Consider the following 21,193-nt stretch of genomic DNA (forward strand, 5'->3'; position numbering starts at 1 on the left):
CCCGCACCCGACGCCCCGGCCCGCCCGGTTGTACAAGGAAGTGACACACGTGGCTGACGACGACAAGTACGTGGAATACCTCAAGCGGGTCACGGGCGAACTGCGGCAGACCCGCCGCAAGCTGCGCGAGGTCGAGGACAAGAGCCGCGAGCCCATCGCCATCGTCGCGATGAGCTGCCGCTTCCCCGGCGGCGTCCGGACGCCCGAGGACCTGTGGCGCCTGGTCGACGAGGGCGGCGACGCCATCGGTCCGCTGCCCGAGGACCGCGGCTGGGACATCGCCGACCGCTACGACCCCGACCCCGACCGGCCGGGCACCTTCTCCACCCGCGAGGGCGGCTTCCTCGATGACGCCGCCTCCTTCGACGCCGCGTTCTTCGGCATGAGCCCCCGCGAGGCGCTCGCCACCGACCCGCAGCAGCGCATCTTGCTGGAGGCGTCCTGGGAGGTCCTGGAACGCGCAGGAATCCGCCCGCAGTCCCTACGCGGCAGCGCCACCGGCGTCTTCGTCGGCGCCGCCACCTCCGGCTACGGACAGGGCCCGGTCGAGGTGCCCGAGGACGTGCACGGCCTGATGCTCGCCGGGAACGCCACCTCCGTCGCCTCCGGCCGCATCTCCTACGTCCTCGGCCTGGAGGGGCCCACCGTCACCGTCGACACCGCCTGCTCCTCCTCGCTGGTCGCCCTGCACTGGGCGGTGCAGGCGCTGCGCGCGGGGGAGTGCGACCTCGCGCTGGCGGGCGGTGTCGCCGTGATGGCCACGCCCGGCCTGCTGTTCGAGTTCAGCAGGCAGCGGGGGCTCGCGCCGGACGGGCGGTGCAAGGCGTTCGCGGACTCCGCCGACGGCACCGGCTGGTCCGAGGGCGTCGGCCTGCTCCTGGTCGAGCGGCTCTCCGACGCCCACCGCAACGGACACCCCGTCCTTGCCGTGGTGCGCGGCTCCGCCATCAACTCCGACGGCGCCTCCAACGGCCTGACCGCGCCCAACGGACCCGCCCAGCAGCGCGTCATCGAACAGGCCCTCGCCAACGCCGGGATCACCGCCGCCGACGTCGACGCCGTCGAGGCCCACGGCACCGGCACCACTCTCGGCGACCCCATCGAGGCCCAGGCGCTCCTCGCCACGTACGGCCGCGCCAAGGACGCCGCGCACCCGCTGTTCCTGGGCTCCCTCAAGTCCAACCTCGGCCACACGCAGGCCGCCGCCGGAGTCGCGGGCGTCATCAAGACGGTCATGGCGCTCCAGCACGGCAAGCTGCCCCGCACCCTCCACGTCGACACGCCGTCCACCCACGTCGACTGGGACGCGGGCCACGTCCGGCTGCTCACCGAACCCGCCGACTGGCCCGTCACCGAGGGCCGCCCGCGCCGCGCCGCCGTCTCCTCCTTCGGCATCAGCGGCACCAACGCGCACACCATCCTGGAGGCCGCCCCGGAACCGCCCGAGCCCGAGGCCGCTGGGGACGACACCCCTCCCGTACGGCTTCCGCTCGCGCCCTGGCTGCTGTCCGCGCGCGGCGCCGACGCCCTGCGCGGACAGGCGGCCCGTCTCCTCGACCACGTGGACGCGCACCCCGGCGACGATCCGCACGTCACCGCGCGCGCCCTCGCCACCACCCGGCAGTCCTTCGAGCACCGTGCGGTCGTCCTCGCCGAAGACACGACCGCCGCCCGCGACGCCCTCGCCGCCCTCGCGGCCGGGGAGGAGCACCCAGCAGTCGTCACCGGCCGCACCCTGCGCGGCGCCACCGCGTTCCTCTTCTCCGGGCAGGGCGCCCAGCGCCCCGGCATGGGACGCGAGCTGTACGCCGCGTTCCCCGCCTTCGCCCGCGCCTTCGACGAGGTCTGCGCCCACCTCGACCCCGAACTCGGCCTCTCCCTGAGGGACGTGGTCCTGGACGGCGCCCCGGACGACGAGGCGCTGCGGGCGACGGGCCTCGCCCAGCCCGCCCTGTTCGCGATCGAGGTCGCCCTCTTCCGGCTCCTGGAGTCGTGGGGCATCGCCCCCAAGTACGTCCTCGGCCACTCGCTCGGTGAACTGTCCGCCGCGCACGTCGCCGGGGTGTGGTCCCTGCCCGATGCCTGCCGTCTGGTCGCCGCGCGCGGCCGGCTCATGCAGGCGCTGCCCGCAGGCGGCGCCATGGTCGCCGTCGAGGCCGCCGAGGACGAGGTCACCGCGCTGCTCGCCGCGCACGGCGACGCCGTGTCCGTCGCCGCCGTCAACGGCCCGCGCTCCACCGTGATCTCCGGTGACGCGGCCGTCGTCGAGGCCGTCGCCGCCGAACTCGGCGCCCGCGGCCGGACCACCCGCCGCCTGCGCGTCTCGCACGCCTTCCACTCGGCGCGGATGGACGCCGTCCTGGACGACTTCCGCGCGGTCGCCGAGACCGTCACCGCGCACCCGCCCCGGCTCACCGTCGTCTCCAACCTCACCGGGCGCCCCGCCACCGCCGACGAACTCGCCTCCGCCGACTACTGGGTGCGCCACCTGCGCCACGCGGTCCGCTTCGCCGACGGCGTCGACTGGCTCGCCGCCCACGGCGTCACCCGCTATCTGGAACTCGGCCCCGACGCCACCCTCACCGCGCTCGCGCGGACCTGCCTGCCCGACGACACCACCGACCGCGTGTGCGTACCGCTGCTGCGCAAGGACCGCCCCGAGGCGGCCACGCTCCTCGCCGGTGTCGCCGCCGCCCACGCGCACGGCGTACCCGTCGACCTCGGCGCCCTGCTCGGCAGCGACTCCGCCGACCCGCGCGTCGACCTGCCCACGTACGCCTTCCAGCGGGACCGCTACTGGCTCCGTCCCGCCCTGACCACCGCCGACGTCACCGGCGCGGGCCTGACCGGCACCGGGCACCCGCTGCTCGGCGCCGTCGTCCGCGTCGCCGACGAGGACCGGGTGCTCCTCACCGGCCGCCTCTCCACGCGCACCCAGCCGTGGCTCGCGGACCACACCGTCTCCGGCACCGTCCTGCTGCCCGGCACCGCGTTCGTCGAACTCGTACTGCGCGCAGGCGACGAGGTCGGCTGCCGTCTCCTCGACGATCTGACCCTGGAGGCGCCGCTCGTCCTCGCGGAGGACACCGCCGTCCAGCTCCAGATCGCGCTCGGCGCCCCCGACGCCGCCGGCCGCCGCCCGGTCACCGTCCACGCGCGGCCCGACGCCGACGACGACAGCCCGTGGACCCGGCACGCCACCGCCCTCCTCGCTCCGGTCCCCGCCGAGGCCGAACCCAGGACCGGCCTGACCGCCTGGCCGCCCGCCGACGCGCACGCCGTCCCCCTCGACGGCTTCTACAAAGGTCTCGCCGCGCAGGGCTACCAGTACGGCCCCGTCTTCCAGGGCCTGCGCGCCGCCTGGCGTTCAGGCGACACCTGGTACGCCGAGATCGTCCTCCCCGAGGACCAGCACCGCGACGCCGCCCGCTACGGGCTGCACCCCGCCCTGCTCGACGCCGCCCTGCACGCCCAGCTCACCGGCGACGGCACGGACGGCGGCAACGGAAGCGGCGGGGTGGGACTGCCGTTCGCGTTCAGCGGCGTCAGCCTGCACGCCGTCGGCGCCACGGAGCTGCGGGTCCGCCTCGACCGGGGCCCCTCCGGCGCGATCCGTCTGACGCTCGCCGACGGCGCCGGGGACCTCGTCGCCACGGTGGACTCCCTCGTCAGCCGCCCTGTCGCGGACGCGGCCCTGCACGCGGCCCGGCCCGCCGACGGCGCCCTGTACGCGGTGCGCTGGAGCGACACCGACCTCGTCGCCGCGCCGGACACGGAGGGATGGCGTCTGGCGGGTCAGGGCCCGGCCGACGGCCTCGTCCCCGCGTGGCCCGCGCTCGGCGGGGACGACCACACGTCCTGCGCCGTCGCCGTCCTGCCCACCGCCTCGCGCCCCGGTGAGACGCCCGCCGACGTGGCGGGCCGCACGCTGACCGACCTCCAAGCGCTCCTTGCCGACCCGCGGACCGAGGGCGCCACGCTCGTCGTCGTCACCCGCGGGGCCGTCTCCGTGGACGGCGAGGACGTCACGGACCTGCCCGCCGCCGCCGTGTGGGGGCTGGTCCGCGCCGCGCAGACCGAGAACCCCGGCCGCCTCGTCCTCGCCGACGTGGACGGCACCGACGCCTCACGGGACGCGCTCGCCGCAGCCGTCGCCGCTTCGGGGGATGCGGCCCAACTCGCGCTCCGCGAAGGGCGGTTGCTGACCCCGGCTCTCACCCGTACGCCCGCCGTGGACCGGGAGCCCGCCTGGGACCCGGACGGTACGGTCCTGATCACCGGCGGCACCGGAGCGCTCGGCGCGCTGGTCGCCCGCCACCTGGTCACCACACACGGCGTGCGCTCCCTGCTGCTGCTCTCCCGGCGCGGAGCACAGGCCCCCGGCGCCGACGAGCTGACCGCCGAACTCACCGCCCACGGCGCCCTCGTCCGCGTCGAGGCGTGCGACGCCGCCGACCCCGAGGCCCTCGCCGCAGTCCTCGCCACGCTCCCCGCCGACCGGCCGCTGCGCGCCGTCGTCCACACAGCTGGCGTCCTCGACGACGGCGTCCTCGGCTCGCTCACCCCCGAGCGGTTCGCCGGTGTCCTGCGGGCCAAGGCCGACGCCGCGCTCGCCCTACACGAAGCGACCCGCGACGCCGACCTCACCGCGTTCGTCCTGTTCTCCTCCGCCTCCGGCCTCCTCGGCGGCGCCGGACAGGCGAACTACGCCGCCGCCAACACCGTCCTCGACGCCCTCGCCCACCACCGCCGCGCCAATGGACTGCCCGCCACCTCCCTGGCCTGGACCCTGTGGGACCACGACAGCGGCATGACGGGCGGGCTCGGCGACGACGACCGGCGCCGCATCGCCGCCTCCGGCCTGCCCGCCCTCGACCCGGCCCGGGCCCTGTCCCTGCTCGACGAAGCCGTGAGCGGCGACGAGCCGCTGCTCGCGCCCCTGCGTACCGACACCGCCGCCCTGCGCGCCGCGGCCACCGCCGGACGCCTGCCCGCCCTGCTGCACGGCCTGGTCCCCGCGCCCGCCCGCCGCGCGGCGCGCGCCGCCGACACCGACTCCTCCGCGCTCGGCCGCAAGCTCGCCGGGCTGTCCGCGTCCGACCAGGAACGGCTCCTCCTCGACGTCGTACGCAAGCACGCCGCCGTCGCCCTCGGGCACGGCTCGGCCGCCGCCGTCGACGGCGAGCAGTCCTTCAAGGACCTCGGCTTCGACTCCCTCACCTCCGTCGACCTGCGCAACCGGCTCAACGCCGAGACGGGCCTGCGGCTGCCCGCCACCCTCGTCTTCGACCACCCCAGGCCCAGCGCGCTCGCCCGCCACCTGGCCGGCGAACTCGCCGGCACGAGCGAGCAGTTCGCCGCCACCACGGTCGCCGCCGGACAGGACGACCCGGTCGTCATCGTCGGCATGGCCTGCCAGTACCCCGGCGGCGTCTCCTCGCCCGAGGACCTGTGGCGGTTCGTCTCCGAGGGCGGCGACGCCATCGGCGCCTTCCCCACCGACCGCGGCTGGGACCTCGACCGCCTGCCCGGCCTGGAAGCCGGATTCCTGTACGGCGCCACCCACTTCGACGCCTCCCTCTTCGGCATCTCGCCCCGCGAGGCCCTCGCCATGGACCCCCAGCAGCGGCTCCTCCTGGAGACCTCCTGGGAGACCTTCGAACGCGCCGGGATCGACCCGCTCTCCCTGCGCGGCAGCAACACCGGCGTCTACGTCGGCGCCATGGGCTCCGGGTACGCCTCCGGGCTCGCCGACATCCCCGAGGGCATGGAGGGCTACATCGGGCTCGGCGTCTCCGGCAGCGTCATCTCCGGCCGCGTCGCCTACACCTTCGGCCTCGAAGGGCCGACCATGACCGTCGACACGGCCTGCTCCTCCGCCCTGGTCGCCCTGCACCTCGCCGCCCACGCGCTGCGCCAGGGCGAATGCTCACTGGCCCTCGCCGGCGGCGTCACCGTCATGGCCACGCCCGGCACCTACACCGAGTTCACCGCGCAGAACGGCCTCGCCGCCGACGGCCGGTGCAAGGCGTTCGCCGCCTCCGCCGACGGCACCAGCTTCTCCGAGGGCGTCGGCATGCTGCTCCTCGAACGGCTCTCCGACGCCCGCCGCAACGGGCACCCCGTCCTCGCCGTCGTCCGCGGCTCCGCCACCAACCAGGACGGCGCCTCCAACGGCCTCACCGCCCCCAACGGTCCCTCCCAGGAACGCGTCATCCGGCAGGCCCTCGCCTCCGCCGGTCTGTCGGGGGCCGACGTCGACGCCGTCGAGGCGCACGGCACCGGCACCACCCTCGGCGACCCCATCGAGGCGCAGGCCCTCTTCGCCACGTACGGCCGCGAACACACCGAGGACCAGCCCCTCCTCCTCGGCTCGGCCAAGTCCAACTTCGGGCACACCCAGGCCGCCGCGGGCGCCGCCGGCGTCATCAAGATGGTCATGGCGATGCACCACGGCGAACTGCCGCGCACCCTGCACGTCGACGCGCCCTCCCCGCACATCGACTGGTCAAGCGGCACCATCGAACTGCTCACCGACCCCCGCCCCTGGCCCGCCCGGGACGACCGGCCGCGCCGCGCCGGTGTCTCCTCCTTCGGCATCAGCGGCAGCAACGCCCACGTCGTCCTGGAGGAACCGCCCGCCCCCGCACCCGCCCCCGAACGGCCCGCGCCCGCCGCCGTGCCGCGCGTGCACCCGGTCTCCGGACACACCCCGGACGCGCTGCGCGCCCAGGCCGCCCGCCTGCGCACCCATGTGCTCCAGGACGACGACGCCTACGACGCCCGTGACCTCGCGCACAGCCTCGCCGCCACCCGCGCCCCGCAGGCGCACCGGGCCGCGGTCGTCGCCGCCGACCGGGACGAACTCCTCGCCGGACTCGCCGCCGTCGCCGCCGGGGAGAGCGCCCCGCACGTCACCACCGGCACCGCCGACGGCGGCATGCTCGCCGTCCTCTTCAGCGGCCAGGGCGCCCAGCACCCCGGCATGGGCCGCGAACTCCACGCCACGCAACCCGTCTTCGCCGAGACCTTCGACACCGTCTGCGCCGAACTCGACCGCCACCTCGACGGACCGCCCCTGCGCGACGTCGTCTTCGCCGCCGAGGGCAGCGCCGAGGCCGCGCTCCTCGACCGCACCGCCTACACCCAGGCCGCCCTGTTCGCCTTCGGCACCGCCGCGCACGCCCTGGCCACCTCCTGGGGCGTACGGGCCGACGTCCTCGGCGGCCACTCCATCGGCGAACTCACCGCCGCGCACGCCGCCGGGGTCTTCGACCTCGCCGACGCCTGCGCCCTGGTCGCCGCGCGGGGCCGACTCATGCAGAACCTGCCCGAGGGCGGCGCCATGGCCGCCCTTGAGGCCACCGAGGAAGAGGTCCTGCCGCTCCTCGACGGCCGCACCGAGCGCGTCGCGATCGCCGCCGTCAACGGCCCCGTATCAGTGGTCGTGTCCGGGCAGGCGGCTGACGTGGACGCGATCGCCGCCGAATTCGCCGGGTGCGGCCGCAAGACCCGGCGCCTGCGCGTCTCGCACGCCTTCCACTCGCCGCTCATGGACGCCATGCTCGACGACTTCCGGGCCGTCGCCGCGCGCGTCCGCTACGAGGCCCCGACGGTGCCCGTCGTCTCCAACCTCACCGGCGCGCTCGCCTCCGGCGACGACCTGGTCACCCCCGACTACTGGGTACGCCATGTCCGCCAGGCCGTCCGCTTCGCCGACGGGGTGGGCGCGCTTGAGGCCGCGGGTGTCACCCACTACCTCGAACTCGGCCCCGACACGACCCTCACCACGCTCGTACGGGACGGTGTCACCGACTCCGCCGCCGTCACCGCCGTGTCCCTGCTGCGCCGTGACCGGCCCGAGGAGCGCACCGCCCTGCTGGCCGCCGCGACCCTGCACGTCGAGGGCCGGGCCGACGTGCCCGCCGCGCCGCTCGACACGGAGGCGCGGACCGTGCCGCTGCCGACGTACGCCTTCCAGCGCGAGCGGTTCTGGCTGGAATCCTCCGCGGCCCCGACCGCGTCCGGCGATGACTCCGCGTTCTGGGACCTCGTGGAGTCGGCCGACCCCACCGCCCTCGCCGAACGCCTCTCCGTCCCGACCGACGCCCCGCTCAGCACCGTCCTGCCCGCGCTCGCCGCCTGGCGGGAGGAGGACCGTACGCGGGGTGAGATGCGGCGCTGGGAGCACCGCGTGGTGTGGCGCCCGGCGGCGGAGGACGGCGCCGCGACGCTGACGGGGACTTGGCTGGTGGCAGTCCCGAGCCGCCTTGCCGGGACGCCGTGGGCGCGGTCCGTCACGGACGCGCTCGCCGCGCACGGGGCGGACGTCCGGGTCCTCCCGGTGGACTGCGCCACAGCAAACCGACCCGACTTGACCGCGACCCTCACGGGTCTGCGCCGGGAGGGCGAGGGCGTCGCTGCGGGCGGCGATCCCGCCGGTCCGGTGCCCGTCCTCGACGGCCCGAACCGAGACCTCACCCCCACCTGGGCAGGCGTCCTCTCCCTGCTCGCCGTTGACACCGAGCCGCTGCCCGGGCACGAAGCCGTTCCCGCTGGGCTGGCCGCGAGCGCCGCTCTGCTTCAGGCGCTTGCCGATGGGGCCGCCGGGGACGACCCGGTTCGGTTGTGGGCCGTTACCGCAGGGGCCGTCGGGGTTCTTGGTGCCGAGGCTCCCGCCGTGCCTGAGCAGGCCGCCGTGTGGGGTCTGGGGCGGACCGCCGCCCTGGAACACCCCCAGCTCTGGGGCGGTCTTGTCGATCTGCCCGCCGGGACCGGCACCGCGGTCCCGGCCGACGTGGCCCGGCGCCTCGTGGCCGCCCTCGCGGGGACCTCGGGCGAGGGTGAGGACCAGGTCGCCGTCCGGTCCGCCGGTACCTTCCTGCGCCGCATCGAGCACGCCCCGGCCGGGGCGACCCCGGACGGCCCGGACTGGACCGGTACCGTCCTGCTCACCGGGGCCACCGGCGCGCTCGGCCTGCGTACCGCGACCTGGCTGGCCGCGCGGGGCGCCAAGCGCATCGTCGCGGTGAGCCGGTCCGGCGCGGGTTCGGACGGCGCGGCCCGTCTGAAGGACGCCCTCGAAGGCACCGGCACCGAACTCGTCCTGGCCGCCTGCGACACCGCCGACCGCGACGCCCTCGCCGCCCTCCTCGCGGAGCACCCCGTGGACGCCGTCGTGCACACCGCGGGCGTCCTCGACGACCGGCTCCTGGACGGCATGGACGCGGGCGCCCTGGACCGCGTCCTGCGACCCAAGCTGGCCGCCGCCCGCAACCTCGACGAGCTGACCCGCGACCGCGACCTCACCGCGTTCGTCCTGTACTCGTCGGTCTCCGGCACCCTCGGCACCATCGGCCAGGCCAACTACGCCGCCGCCAACGCCTACCTGGACGCCCTGGCCGAGTCGCGCAGGGCCGCCGGGCGCCCCGGCACCTCCCTGGCCTGGGGCCCCTGGAGCGGCGGCGGCATGGCGAGCGCCGACGCCGACACGGAGGCCCGGATGCGCCGCAGCGGCGTCAACCCGCTCGACCCCGTCAAGGCGGCCGACGCCCTGGGCCGGGCCACGGCCCGCACGGACGCGGCCCTCGTCCTCGCCGACATCGACTGGGCCCGCTTCGCCCCCGGCTTCACCACCTCCAGGCCCAGCCCGCTCCTCGCCGACCTCCCCGAGGTCCGCGACGTGCTCGCCCAGCGCCCGGAGACCGGCACGGACGCGCCCGGGGCCCTGCGCGACCGGCTCGCCGGACAGTCCGCCGCCGAGCGCGAACGCACCCTGACCGCTCTCGTGCGGGCCGAGGCCGCCACCGTACTGGGGCACACGGGCACCGACCGGGTGGGCGCCACGACCGCGTTCAACGCGCTCGGGTTCGACTCCCTCATGGCCGTCGAGCTCCGCAACCGTCTCGGCGCCGCCACCGGCCTCGCCCTGCCCGCCACGCTCCTCTTCGACCAGCCGAACCCGCAGGCCCTCGCCGGATATCTGCGCGGCCGGCTCACCGAGGACACCGACGGCGCGGCCGCGGTCCTCGCCGGACTGGACTCCCTGGAGGCCGCCCTCGACGGGCTGCCCGAGGACGACACCCGGCGCGACCGCATCGCCGCCCGGCTCCAGTCCCTCCTTGGGCGGTTCGGCGGCCCGGTCAGCACCGCCCCCACCGCCGCCGACGGCGGCGACGTGAGCGACCGGCTCCGTTCCGCGGGCGCGGACGAGATCTTCGACTTCATCGAGAACGACCTCGGCATCTCCTGACGAGACGGCCACGGGACCTGAGAACGGGTGAGAACACATGACCGATGAGGACAAGCTCCTCGGCTACCTGAAGAAGGTCACGGCCGACCTGCACCAGACGCGTCAGCGCCTGGCCGCGGCCGAGGCACAACAAAGCGAGCCCATAGCGATCGTCGCGATGGGCTGCCGCTTCCCCGGCGGCGTCAGCGACCCCGACGACCTGTGGCGCCTGCTGGACCAGGGCACCGACGCCATGACCGAGTGGCCGCGCGACCGAGGCTGGGACACCGACGCGCTCTACGACCCGACGCCCGGAACCCCGGGCCGCAGCTACACCCGTACCGGCGGATTCATCGACCGCGTCGCCGACTTCGACGCCGGGTTCTTCGGCATCTCGCCCCGCGAGGCCGTCGGCACCGACCCGCAACAGCGCATCCTGCTCGAAATCTGCTGGGAGGCCCTCGAACGCGCCGGTATCGACCCGCTCGCCCTGCGCGGCAGCCGTACCGGCGTGTTCTCCGGCACCAACCTTCAGGACTACCCGACACTGCTCAGCCACTCCGACAACGCGGGCGACGACGGCGTCGGCAACTCGCCCAGCGTCCTGTCCGGCCGGATCTCGTACACCCTCGGCCTGGAGGGCCCGGCCGTCTCCGTCGACACCGCCTGCTCGTCCTCCCTGGTCACCCTGCACCTAGCGGCGCAAGCACTGCGCGCGGGGGAGTGCGACCTCGCCCTCGCGGGCGGCGTCACCGTCATGTCGACGCCCACGATCTTCCTGGAGTTCAGCCGGCAGCGCGGCCTGTCGCCGGACGGCCGCTGCCGCGCCTTCGCCGACGCCGCCGACGGCACCGCCTGGGGCGAGGGCGCGGGCGTCCTCGTCGTCGAACGGCTCTCCGACGCCCGCCGCAACGGCCACCCCGTCCTCGCGGTCCTGCGCGGCTCCGCCGTCAACCAGGACGGCGCCTCCAACGGCCTCACCGCCCCCAACGGCCCCTCGCAGGAACGTGTCATCTGGCAGGCCCTGAAGGCGGCGCGCCTCGTGCCCGCCGACGTCGACGCCGTCGAGGCGCACGGCACCGGAACCACCCTCGGCGACCCCATCGAGGCCCAGGCCCTGCTCGCCACCTACGGCCAGGACCGGCCCGCCGACCGGCCGCTGCTGCTCGGCTCCGTGAAGTCGAACATCGGTCACACGCAGGCCGCCGCCGGAGTCGCGGGCGTCATCAAGACAGTGCTCGCGCTGCGCGCCGGACGGCTGCCCGCCACCCTCCACGTCGACCGGCCCAGCCGGCACGTCGACTGGAGCGCGGGCCGCGTCGAACTCCTCACCGAGAGCCGCACCTGGCCCGACACCGGCGACCGGCCCCGCCGCGCGGGCGTCTCCTCCTTCGGCGTCAGCGGCACGAACGCCCACGTCATCCTCGAACAGGCCCCGCCCGCCGAGGACGCCACCGCCGTACCCGGCGACCAGGCCCCCCGCCCTCGCGCCTTCACCGTCTCCGGGCGCACCGCCGCCGCCCTGCGCGCGCAGGCCGCCCGCCTCGCCGCCCATCTGCGCGCCGCCCCGGACGACGCGCGCCGCCCCGCCGACCTCGCCTGGTCCCTCGCCGCCACCCGCCCGGCGCTCGAACACCGCGCCGCCGTCGTCGCCCCCGACCTCGACGTGCTCCTGCGCGGCCTGACCGCCCTCGCCGACGGCGCACCCGACCCGGCCGTCGTGCGCGGAGTCGCCGACACCGAGGGCGACCCCGTCTTCCTCTTCCCCGGCCAGGGCCCCCAGTGGGAGGGCATGGCCCTCGAACTGCACGCCGCCGACGCCCGGTTCCGTACCGCGTTCGACGAAGCCGCCACCGCCGTCGAGGCGTTCACCGACTACCGCGTCCTCGACGTCCTGCGCGGCGCCCCCGGCGCCCCGCCCCTCGAACGCCTCGACGTCGTCCAGCCCACCCTCTTCGTCGTCTGCGTCGCCCTCGCCCGCCTGTGGATGGCGTGCGGGGTGCGCCCGGCCGCCGTCGCCGGACAGAGCCAGGGCGAGATCGCCGCCGCGCACATCGCGGGCGTCCTCACCCTGGAGGACGCCGCCCGCGTCGTCGTCACCCGCTCGCGCGAACTGACCGCCATCACCGGGCGCGGCGGCATGGTCGCCGTCCCGCTGCCCCTCGCCGAGGTGGAGCGGCTCCTCGCACCGTACGAGGGCCGGATCTCCGTCGGCTCGGTGACAGGACCGCGCTCCGTCACCGTCTCCGGCGACGCCGAACCGCTCGCCGAACTCCTCACCCGCCTCACCGACGACGGCATCCGCGCCCGCCGCGTCCCCGTCGACTACGCCTCGCACTGCGGCCAGGTCGAGGAGGTCAAAGACGCTCTGCTCGCCGGGTTCGCGCCCGTGCGTCCACGCCCCGCCGAGATCCCCTTCCACTCCACCGTCACCGGCGCCCGCGTCGAGGACACCACCACCCTCGACGGCGCCTACTGGTACGAGAACATCCGCCGCACCGTCCGCTTCGAGGACACCGTGCGCTCCCTCGCCGAGGCCGGGCACCGCGTCTTCGTCGAGGCGGGGCCGCACCCCGTCGTCACCACCGCCGTCGGCGACATCCTGGAGGACCTCGGCATCACCGACGGCGCGGTCCTCGGCTCCCTGCGCCGCTCCGAGGGCGGACCCGAGCGGTTCCTCGCCTCCGTGGCCGCGCTCGCCGTGCGCGGCGGACCGGTCGACTGGACCGCCGTCCACGACGAACCCGCCCACCGCGTCGACCTGCCCGTCTACACCTTCCAACGCCGCCGCTACTGGCCCGCCTTCAGCGCCCACGAAGACTCCGGGGCTGACGCGGACACGGCCGACGGTCCCTTCTGGGAAGCCGTCGACTCCGGTGACCTCACCACCCTCGCCGCCGCCCTCGACCTGGACGAGGCGACCGTCGCCACCCTGGCCCCGGCCCTCGCCGGATACCGGCGCCGCAGCACCGACCGCGCCACCGCCGACCGCTGGCGCTACCGCATCGCCTGGGCGCCGGTCCCGGTCACCGACACGCCTTCGCTCGGCGGGCGTTGGGCCCTCGTTGTGCCGCGCGGACACGAGGACGGACCCGAAGCCACCGCCGTACGGGATGCGCTGGCCCGCGCGGGCGCGGAGTGCCTGCCCGTCGTCGTGGACGGCGCCGCCGACCGCGCGGACCTCGCCGCCGCGCTGGCCGACTCCGTCACCGACGCCCGCGGCGTGCTCTCCCTGCTCGCCCTGGACGACACACCGCACCCCGACCACGCGCAGCTCCCCGCCGGGTTCGCCGCCACGGTCGCCCTCGTCCAGGCGATGGACGACCTCAACGCCCGTCTCCCGGTGTGGTTCCTGACCCGCGGCGCCGTCGCCACCGGCACCGACGCCGCGCCGGAGCACCCCGCCCAGGCGCTCGTCTGGGGCTTCGGCCGCGTCGTCGCCCTCGAACAGGCCGACTGCTGGGGCGGCCTCGTCGACCTCCCCGAGCAGTGCGACGCGCGCGCCGCCGACCGGGTCGTCGCCGTCCTCGCCGGAACCGATCACGAGGACCAGGTCGCCGTCCGCGCCACCGGCGTCCTGGGCCGCCGTCTCGAACGCGCCGCCATCGGCGGACGGCCCGCCCGCCGCGCCTGGAACCCGCACGGCACCGTCCTCGTCACGGGCGGCACCGGCGCCCTCGGCCGCCACGTCGCCCGCTGGCTCGCCCGCACCGGCACCGCACACCTCCTGCTGGCCAGCCGCTCGGGCCCGGACGCCGACGGCGCCGAGGAACTGCTCGCCGAACTCACGGCCACCGGCGCCACGGCCGACCTCGTCGCCTGCGACATCGCCGACCCGGCCGATCTCGCCGCCCTCCTCGCGTCCATCCCGGAGGAACGGCCCCTGACCGCCGTCTTCCACACCGCCGCCGTCCTCGACGACGGCGTGATCGGCTCCCTCACCCCCGACCGCCTCGCCGAAGTCCTCCGGGTCAAGGTCGGCGGCGCCCGCAACCTGGACGCCGCCACCGCCCACCTCGACCTGTCCGCCTTCGTCCTCTTCTCCTCCTCGTCGGGCGTCTTCGGCAGCCCCGGACACGGCAACTACGCCCCCGGCAACGCCTACCTCGACGCCCTCGCCGAGGACCGCCGCTCCCGCGGCCTGCCCGCCACCGCGATCGCCTGGAGCGGCTGGGCCGACGGCGGCATGGCCTCCGGCACCGTCGGCGAACGCCTCCAGCGCCACGGCGTCCGCCTCATGGACCCCGCCGGCGCCCTCACCGCCCTCCAGGACGCCCTCGAACAGGACGACACCACCCTCGTCGTCACCGACATCGACTGGGAGGTCTTCGGCGCCGAACTCGACAAGGGCCGCCCGCGCCGCCTCTACACCGGCCTCCCCGACCTCGAACGGCTGCGGGACCGGCGACCCGCCGCGCCCAGCGGCTCCGCCGACGACGGCGACGACGTGCTCACCGCCATCGCGGCCCTCGGCGAGGCCGACCGCCGCCAGGCCCTGCTCGAACTGGTCTGCGCGCACATCGCCTACGTCCTCAACCACCCGAGCCCCGACGACGTCGAACCCGCCCGCGCCTTCCGCGAACTCGGCTTCGACTCCCTCACCGCCGTCGAGCTGCGCAACACCCTCGGTGAGGCGACCGGCATGCGCCTGCCCGCCACCCTCGTCTACGACTACCCGACCCCCGCCGCGCTCGCGGAACACCTCAGCGAGCGCCTCGCCCCGGCCGCCGACCGCGCCGTGCCCGACGACGCCGTTGTCCCGGCCCGCCCGCAGGCCACCGAGGAGGACCCGGTCGTCATCGTGGGGATGGCCTGCCGCTTCCCCGGCGACGCCGACACCCCCGAGCGGTTCTGGCGGCTCCTGCGCGACGGCGCCGACGCGATGGGGCCCTTCCCCGAGGACCGGGGCTGGGACGTGGCCGCCCTGTACGACCCCGAGCCCGGCAGGGCGGGCCGCACCTCCACCCGCACCGGCGGCTTCCTCGACGGCTTCGCCGACTTCGACCCCGGCGTCTTCAACATCTCGCCCCGCGAGGCCCTCGCGATGGACCCGCAGCAGCGGCTCCTGCTCGAAATGGCGTGGGAGACGTTCGAGCGGGCGGGCATCGATCCGCGTTCCCTGCGCGGAAGCCGTACCGGGGTCTTCGCGGGCACCAACTACCAGGACTACACGTCCCGTCCCCTCGCACCCGGTGACGAGGTCGGCGCCCACCTCGGCACCGGCAACTCGGCCAGCGTCCTGTCGGGCCGCATGTCCTACACGTTCGGCCTCGAAGGGCCGGCGGTCACCGTCGACACGGCCTGCTCGTCGTCCCTGGTCGCCCTGCATCTGGCGGCACAGGCCCTGCGCGCCGGGGAGTGTGACCTCGCGCTCGCCGGCGGCGTGACCGTGATGTCGACCCCGGGTCTCTTCGTGGACTTCAGCCGCCAGCAGGGGCTCGCGGCGGACGGCCGGTGCAAGGCGTTCGCCGATGCGGCGGATGGTACGGGGTTCTCGGAGGGTGGTGGCCTGCTTCTGGTGGAGCGGTTGTCGGACGCGCGCCGCAATGGGCATCCGGTGCTCGCGGTGGTGGCGGGTTCGGCGGTCAACCAGGACGGTGCGTCCAACGGGCTGAGCGCACCGAACGGGCCCTCGCAGCAGCGGGTCATCCGCGCCGCCCTCGCCTCCGCCGGGCTGTCCGCGCGGGACGTGGACGCGGTGGAGGCCCATGGCACGGGCACCAGGTTGGGTGACCCGATCGAGGCGCAGGCGTTGCTCGCCACGTATGGGCAGGGGCGTGATGCCGACCGGCCGTTGTGGCTGGGGTCGGTGAAGTCGAATGTGGGTCATACGCAGGCGGGTGCCGGTGTGGCGGGTGTGATGAAGATGGTGCTCGCGATGCGACACGGTGTGCTGCCCGCGACGTTGCATGTGGATGCGCCGTCCTCGCACGTGGACTGGGAGCAGGGTTCTGTGGCGCTGCTGACCGAGGCGCGGGAGTGGCCGGAGACGGCCGGGCGTCCGCGTCGGGCGGGAGTGTCCTCGTTCGGCATCAGCGGTACCAACGCCCACGTCGTCCTGGAAGCCCCGCCCGAGGAACCCGAGAGCGAGGGAGCCGACAGCGACGAACCGGCCGCCTGGACCGGTCCGGTGCCCTGGGTCCTGTCCGCCCGCGGTCAGGAGGCGTTGCGCGACCAGGCCGCCCGGCTGCTCGACCACGTCACCGCGCACCGCGACGTCCGGCCCGCCGACACCGCGCTGGCGCTGGCGACCACCCGGACAGCCTTCACGCACCGGGCCGTCCTCGTCGGCGCCGACCACGACACGCTCACCGCCCAGCTGAGGGAGCTGGCGGAGGGGGCCCGACCGGCCGGCACGGCCCGCTCCGGTGGCCGGACGGCGTTCCTCTTCACCGGGCAGGGCGCCCAGCACCTCGGCATGGGCCGCGAACTGCGCGCCGCCTTCCCGGTGTTCGCCGAGACCTTCGACGCCGTCTGCGCGCGCGTCCCCGGACTCGCCGAGGCCCTGTCCGGCGACGACGCCGAGCTGCTCCAGCGCACCGAGTACGCGCAACCCGCCCTGTTCGCCTTCGAGGTCGCCCTCCACCACCTGCTCGCATCCTGGGGCGTGCGGCCCGACCTCGTGGCCGGGCACTCCATCGGTGAGATCGCCGCCGCTCACGTGGCGGGCGTGTTCGACCTGGACGACGCCTGCGCCCTCGTCGCCGCCCGTGGCCGCCTCATGCAGGCGCTCCCGTCCGGCGGGGCGATGGCCTCCGTACGGGCCTCCGAGGACGAGGTGGCGCCGCTCCTCGCCGGCCGCGAGCACGAGATCGGCATCGCCGCCCTCAACGGGCCGGACGCCACCGTGGTCTCCGGCACCGAGGCGGCCGTGGACGAGATCTGCGCCCACTTCTCGGCGGCCGGACGCCGCACCACCCGGCTGCGGGTCAGCCACGCCTTCCACTCGCCCCTGATGGACCCGGTGCTCGACGACTTCCGTGCCGTCGCCGCCCGCGTCTCCTACAGCGAACCGACGTTGCCCCTGGTCTCCGGGCTGACCGGCGAGAGCGTCACGCCCGGACTGCTCACCGACCCCGAGTACTGGGTACGCCACGTACGCGAAGCCGTCCGCTTCCACGACTGCGTCACCCACCTGCACGGCCTCGGCGCACGCCGCTTCCTCGAGGTCGGACCCGACGGCCCGCTCACCACGCTCGCCGAGAGCGCGCTCGGCGAGCAGGAGGCGTCGGGCACGGACGCGTCCGTCTTCGTCGCCGCCGTGCTGCGTGACAAGCCCGAGGTGGAGCGTCTGCTCACCGCCGTCGGCACGCTGTTCACCCACGGTGTCGCACCCGACTGGGCGGCCATGCTGCCCGGCGCCCGCGTCGTGCCGCTGCCCACCTACGCCTTCCAGCGGCAGCGGTACTGGCTGCCGACCGTGGAACCGGCCGGTGACCCCGAGGCCGCCGGACTGCGCACCGCCGAACACCCCTTCCTCGGCGCGGAGATCACCCGGGCGGACTCCGACGAGCTGCTGTTCACCGGGCGGCTCTCCCTGCGCAGCCACCCCTGGCTCGCCGACCACACCGTCCTCGGCCAGGTCATCCTTCCCGCCACCGGCTATCTCGACCTCGCCGTGCACATCGGCGACCGCACCGGGTGCGGCCACCTGAGCGAACTCACGCTCCTCTCCCCGCTCGTCGTGCCCGACGAGGGCGCCGTGCGGCTCCAGGTCACCGTCGACCGCGCGGACGACACCGGCCGCCGCGCCTTCACCGTCTGGTCCCGGCCCGCCGGGGACGACGGCGACTGGCGGCGGCACGCGCAGGGCGTTCTCGCCCCGCAAGCGCCGTCCGCCCCGGCCGACGACCTCACCGCCTGGCCCCCGCCGGGCGCGGTGGAGATCGCCGACGCCGCCGACCCCTACGCCGCCTTCGCCGCCGCCGGGTTCGCCTACGGGCCCAGCTTCCAGGGGCTCGGCACCGCGTGGGAGCGCGGCGACGAGGTGTACGCCGAGGTCGCGCTCCCCGAGCCGTACCGGCAGGACGCCGCGCGGCACGCCCTGCACCCGGCGCTGCTCGACGCGGCCGTGCAGACGCTCCTCGTCCGCCGCCCCGGAGCACGGGAGGAGGACGAGACCGGGCCCATGCTGCCGTTCGCCTGGACCGGCCTGACCCTGCACGCCACCGGCGCGACCGCGCTGCGGGTGCGCCTGACCCCGGCCGGCCACGACCACGGCTACCGGGTCCTGGTCACCGACACCATGGGGCGGCCCGTCGCCACCGCCGACTCGATCACCCTGCGGGCCGTGTCCGCCGCCGTCGACGCGAGCCGGCCCGAACTGCTGCGGCTCGACTGGCAGGAGGTCCGCCCGGCCCCCGAGGTCCCGGCTCCGCGCACCGTGCGCTGGATCCTCCTCGGTGAGGGCGACGACCGGGTGGCCGCCGCGCTCGACGCGGCCGGGGTCCACCTGGAGACCTACGCCGACCTGGAGGCCCTCGGCAAGGCCGTCGACACCGGCATGACCCTGCCCGACGTGGTCCTCGCCGCGCCGGAGGCCCACGGTCAGGTCGTGCCCGAGGCCGTCCGCGGCCACCTGGCCCGCGCCCACGAGCTGATGTGCGGCTGGCTCGCCGACGAACGGTACGCCGACGCCCGCCTCACCTTCGTCACCCGTTCCGCCGTCACCGACACCACCGGGCGCGTGCGTCGGCCCGACGTGGCGGGCGCCGCCCTGTGGGGTCTGGTCCGCTCCGGTCAGGCCGAACACCCCGGCCGCTTCCACCTGGTGGACCTGGCCGACGGCGTCGAGGAGGGCGACGACCTCGCCCTGCTCGCCGCCATCGCCTGCGGACACCCGCAGACGGCCGTCCGTGGCGGCCGTGTCCTGCACCCCGACGTCGCACCGGCCGGGACCGGCGACGCGCCCGCCCTCGCGGACGGCACGGTGCTCGTCACCGGCGCCACCGGCACCCTGGGCCGCGCCGTCGCCCGCCACCTCGTCACCCGGCACGGCGTACGCTCCCTGCTCCTCGCCGGGCGGCGCGGACCCGCGGCCGACGGAGCCGACGCCCTTGTCACCGAACTCACCGGCCTGGGCGCCCGGGTCCACCTGGCCGCCTGCGACGCCGCCGAACGCGCGGACCTGGCACGCCTGTTGACCCACGTCCCCGCCGACCTGCCGCTGACCGGGGTCGTCCACGCGGCAGGCGTCACCGACGACGCCGTCCTCACCGCCCTCGACGGCGAACGCTTCGACACCGTGCTCCGGCCGAAGGCCGACGGCGCCTGGCACCTGCACGACCTCACCGCCACGCACCCGCTCGCCGCGTTCGTGCTGTTCTCCTCCGCGGCGGGCACCTTCGGCGCCCCCGGCCAGGCCAACTACGCCGCCGCCAACGGCTTCCTCGACGGACTCGCCGCCCTGCGGCACCGCGCCGGACTGCCCGCCGCCTCCGTCGCCTGGGGACTGTGGGGCGACGACAGCGGCATCACCGGCCGCCTCTCCGACACCGACCGCGGCCGGCTCGCCCGGGGCGGACTGCGCCCTCTGGCCACCGAGGACGCCCTCGCCCTCCTGGACGACGCCCTCGCCACCACCGACCCGTCGGTGATCGCCGTCGCCGCCGCCTCCGGCCGGTCCGGCGTACGGGCGATGGTGCGGCCCGCCGCCCCGGCGCCCGCCCGCAGGGCCGCGGCCGACGCCCCCGCCGCGACCACCGGGGACCTCCTCGCCGGACGCACCGCCGAGGAGGGCCGCGCCCTGCTGACGGGCCTGGTGCGGGAGTTGGCCGCCACCGTCCTCGGACACGCGGGACCGGACGGGATAGAACCCGACCGGCTCTTCACCGAGCAGGGCTTCGACTCCCTCACCGTGGTGGAACTGCGCAACCACCTCGCCACCGCCACCGGCCTGAAACTCGCCCCCACCCTGCTGTTCGACCACGCCACCCCCGAGGCGCTCGCCGCCCACCTGCACAGCAGGCTCGGCGAACGGGCCGCCCCGGACAGCGGCCAGGACCGTACGGCGGCGCCCTCCACCGCCGTACGGGTCGAGGACACCATCGGCGGCCTGTTCAAGCAGGCATGCCTGGACGGCCGGGTCGACGACGGGTTCACGCTGCTGCAGGCCGCGGCCGAACTGCGCCCGACCTTCACCTCGCCGGACGAACTCGCCACCGTCCCCGAGGCGATCCGCCTCTCGGCCGGTGGAGCCGCGGCCCCGCTGGTCTGCTTCAGCTCCTACGTCGCCCTCGCCGGCGTCCACCAGTACGCCCGGTTCGCCTCCGCCTTCCGCGGGCGGCGCGACGTCTGGGCGCTGCCCACCCAGGGCTTCGGCACCGGGGAGGCGCTGCCCGCCACCTTCGACGCCGTCGCCGACCTGCACGCGGACGCGGTCCACCGCACGGTGGGCGACGCCCCGGCCGTCCTGCTCGGCTCGTCCTCCGGCGGCGTCCTCGCGCTGTCCACGGCCCGGCGGATGCAGGAGCGGGGCGCCCCACCGGCCGCCGTCGTCCTCCTCGACACCTACATGCCGCGCGCGGACTCACCGTTCCTGCGGTTCTCCCAGCAGATGCTGGGCGGCATGTTCGACCGCGAGTCGATGTTCGCGCACATGGACACGGACCGGCTCACCGCGATGAGCTGGTACGTGGCGATGATCGGCGAATGGGAGCCGGGCCCGCTCGACTGCCCGGTCCTCCTCGTCCGCTCCACCGAGCCCCCGGTGCCCGCCGCGCCCGGCGAGGAGCTGCGGCCCGAGGAGTGGCAGACGTCGTGGGAGCGGGCGCACACCGTGCTCGACGTCCCCGGCAACCACTTCACCATGATGGAGGACCACGCCCGCTCCACCGCCGAGACCACCGACACCTGGCTGACCGGCCTCGGCGCCTGACCACCGCCGACAGCCGAAGGGGGCCCCCCCCGCCGTCGGTGGGGGCGCCACGGCGGTAAAGCCAGAGTGGGGGAAACGGGCCCAAG

At 75.7% G+C, this 21,193-nt stretch carries 2 protein-coding genes; both read left to right on the top strand.

Annotated elements, in window-relative coordinates; translation table 11 throughout:
- Positions 1 to 49 precede the first annotated feature (49 nt).
- Complete coding sequence (locus ABZ877_RS31030; protein ID WP_361077850.1) at positions 50 to 10,252, top strand: type I polyketide synthase; 10,203 nt, start codon at positions 50 to 52, stop codon at positions 10,250 to 10,252.
- A gap of 37 nt (positions 10,253 to 10,289) precedes the next feature.
- Positions 10,290 to 21,107 carry a type I polyketide synthase gene (locus tag ABZ877_RS31035; RefSeq protein ID WP_361077853.1) on the top strand — a complete coding sequence of 3,606 codons (10,818 nt, stop codon included), beginning with the start codon at positions 10,290 to 10,292 and terminating at the stop codon, positions 21,105 to 21,107.
- Positions 21,108 to 21,193 lie beyond the last annotated feature (86 nt).

This window comes from Streptomyces sp. NPDC046939 (assembly GCF_040644575.1).
Taxonomy (GTDB): Bacteria; Actinomycetota; Actinomycetes; order Streptomycetales; family Streptomycetaceae; genus Streptomyces.

What these genes read in the sequence shown, in the direction of transcription:
- ABZ877_RS31035 (WP_361077853.1), top strand. Translation starts at nt 10,290, where the DNA reads ATGACCGATGAGGACAAGCTCCTCGGCTACCTGAAGAAGGTCACGGCC.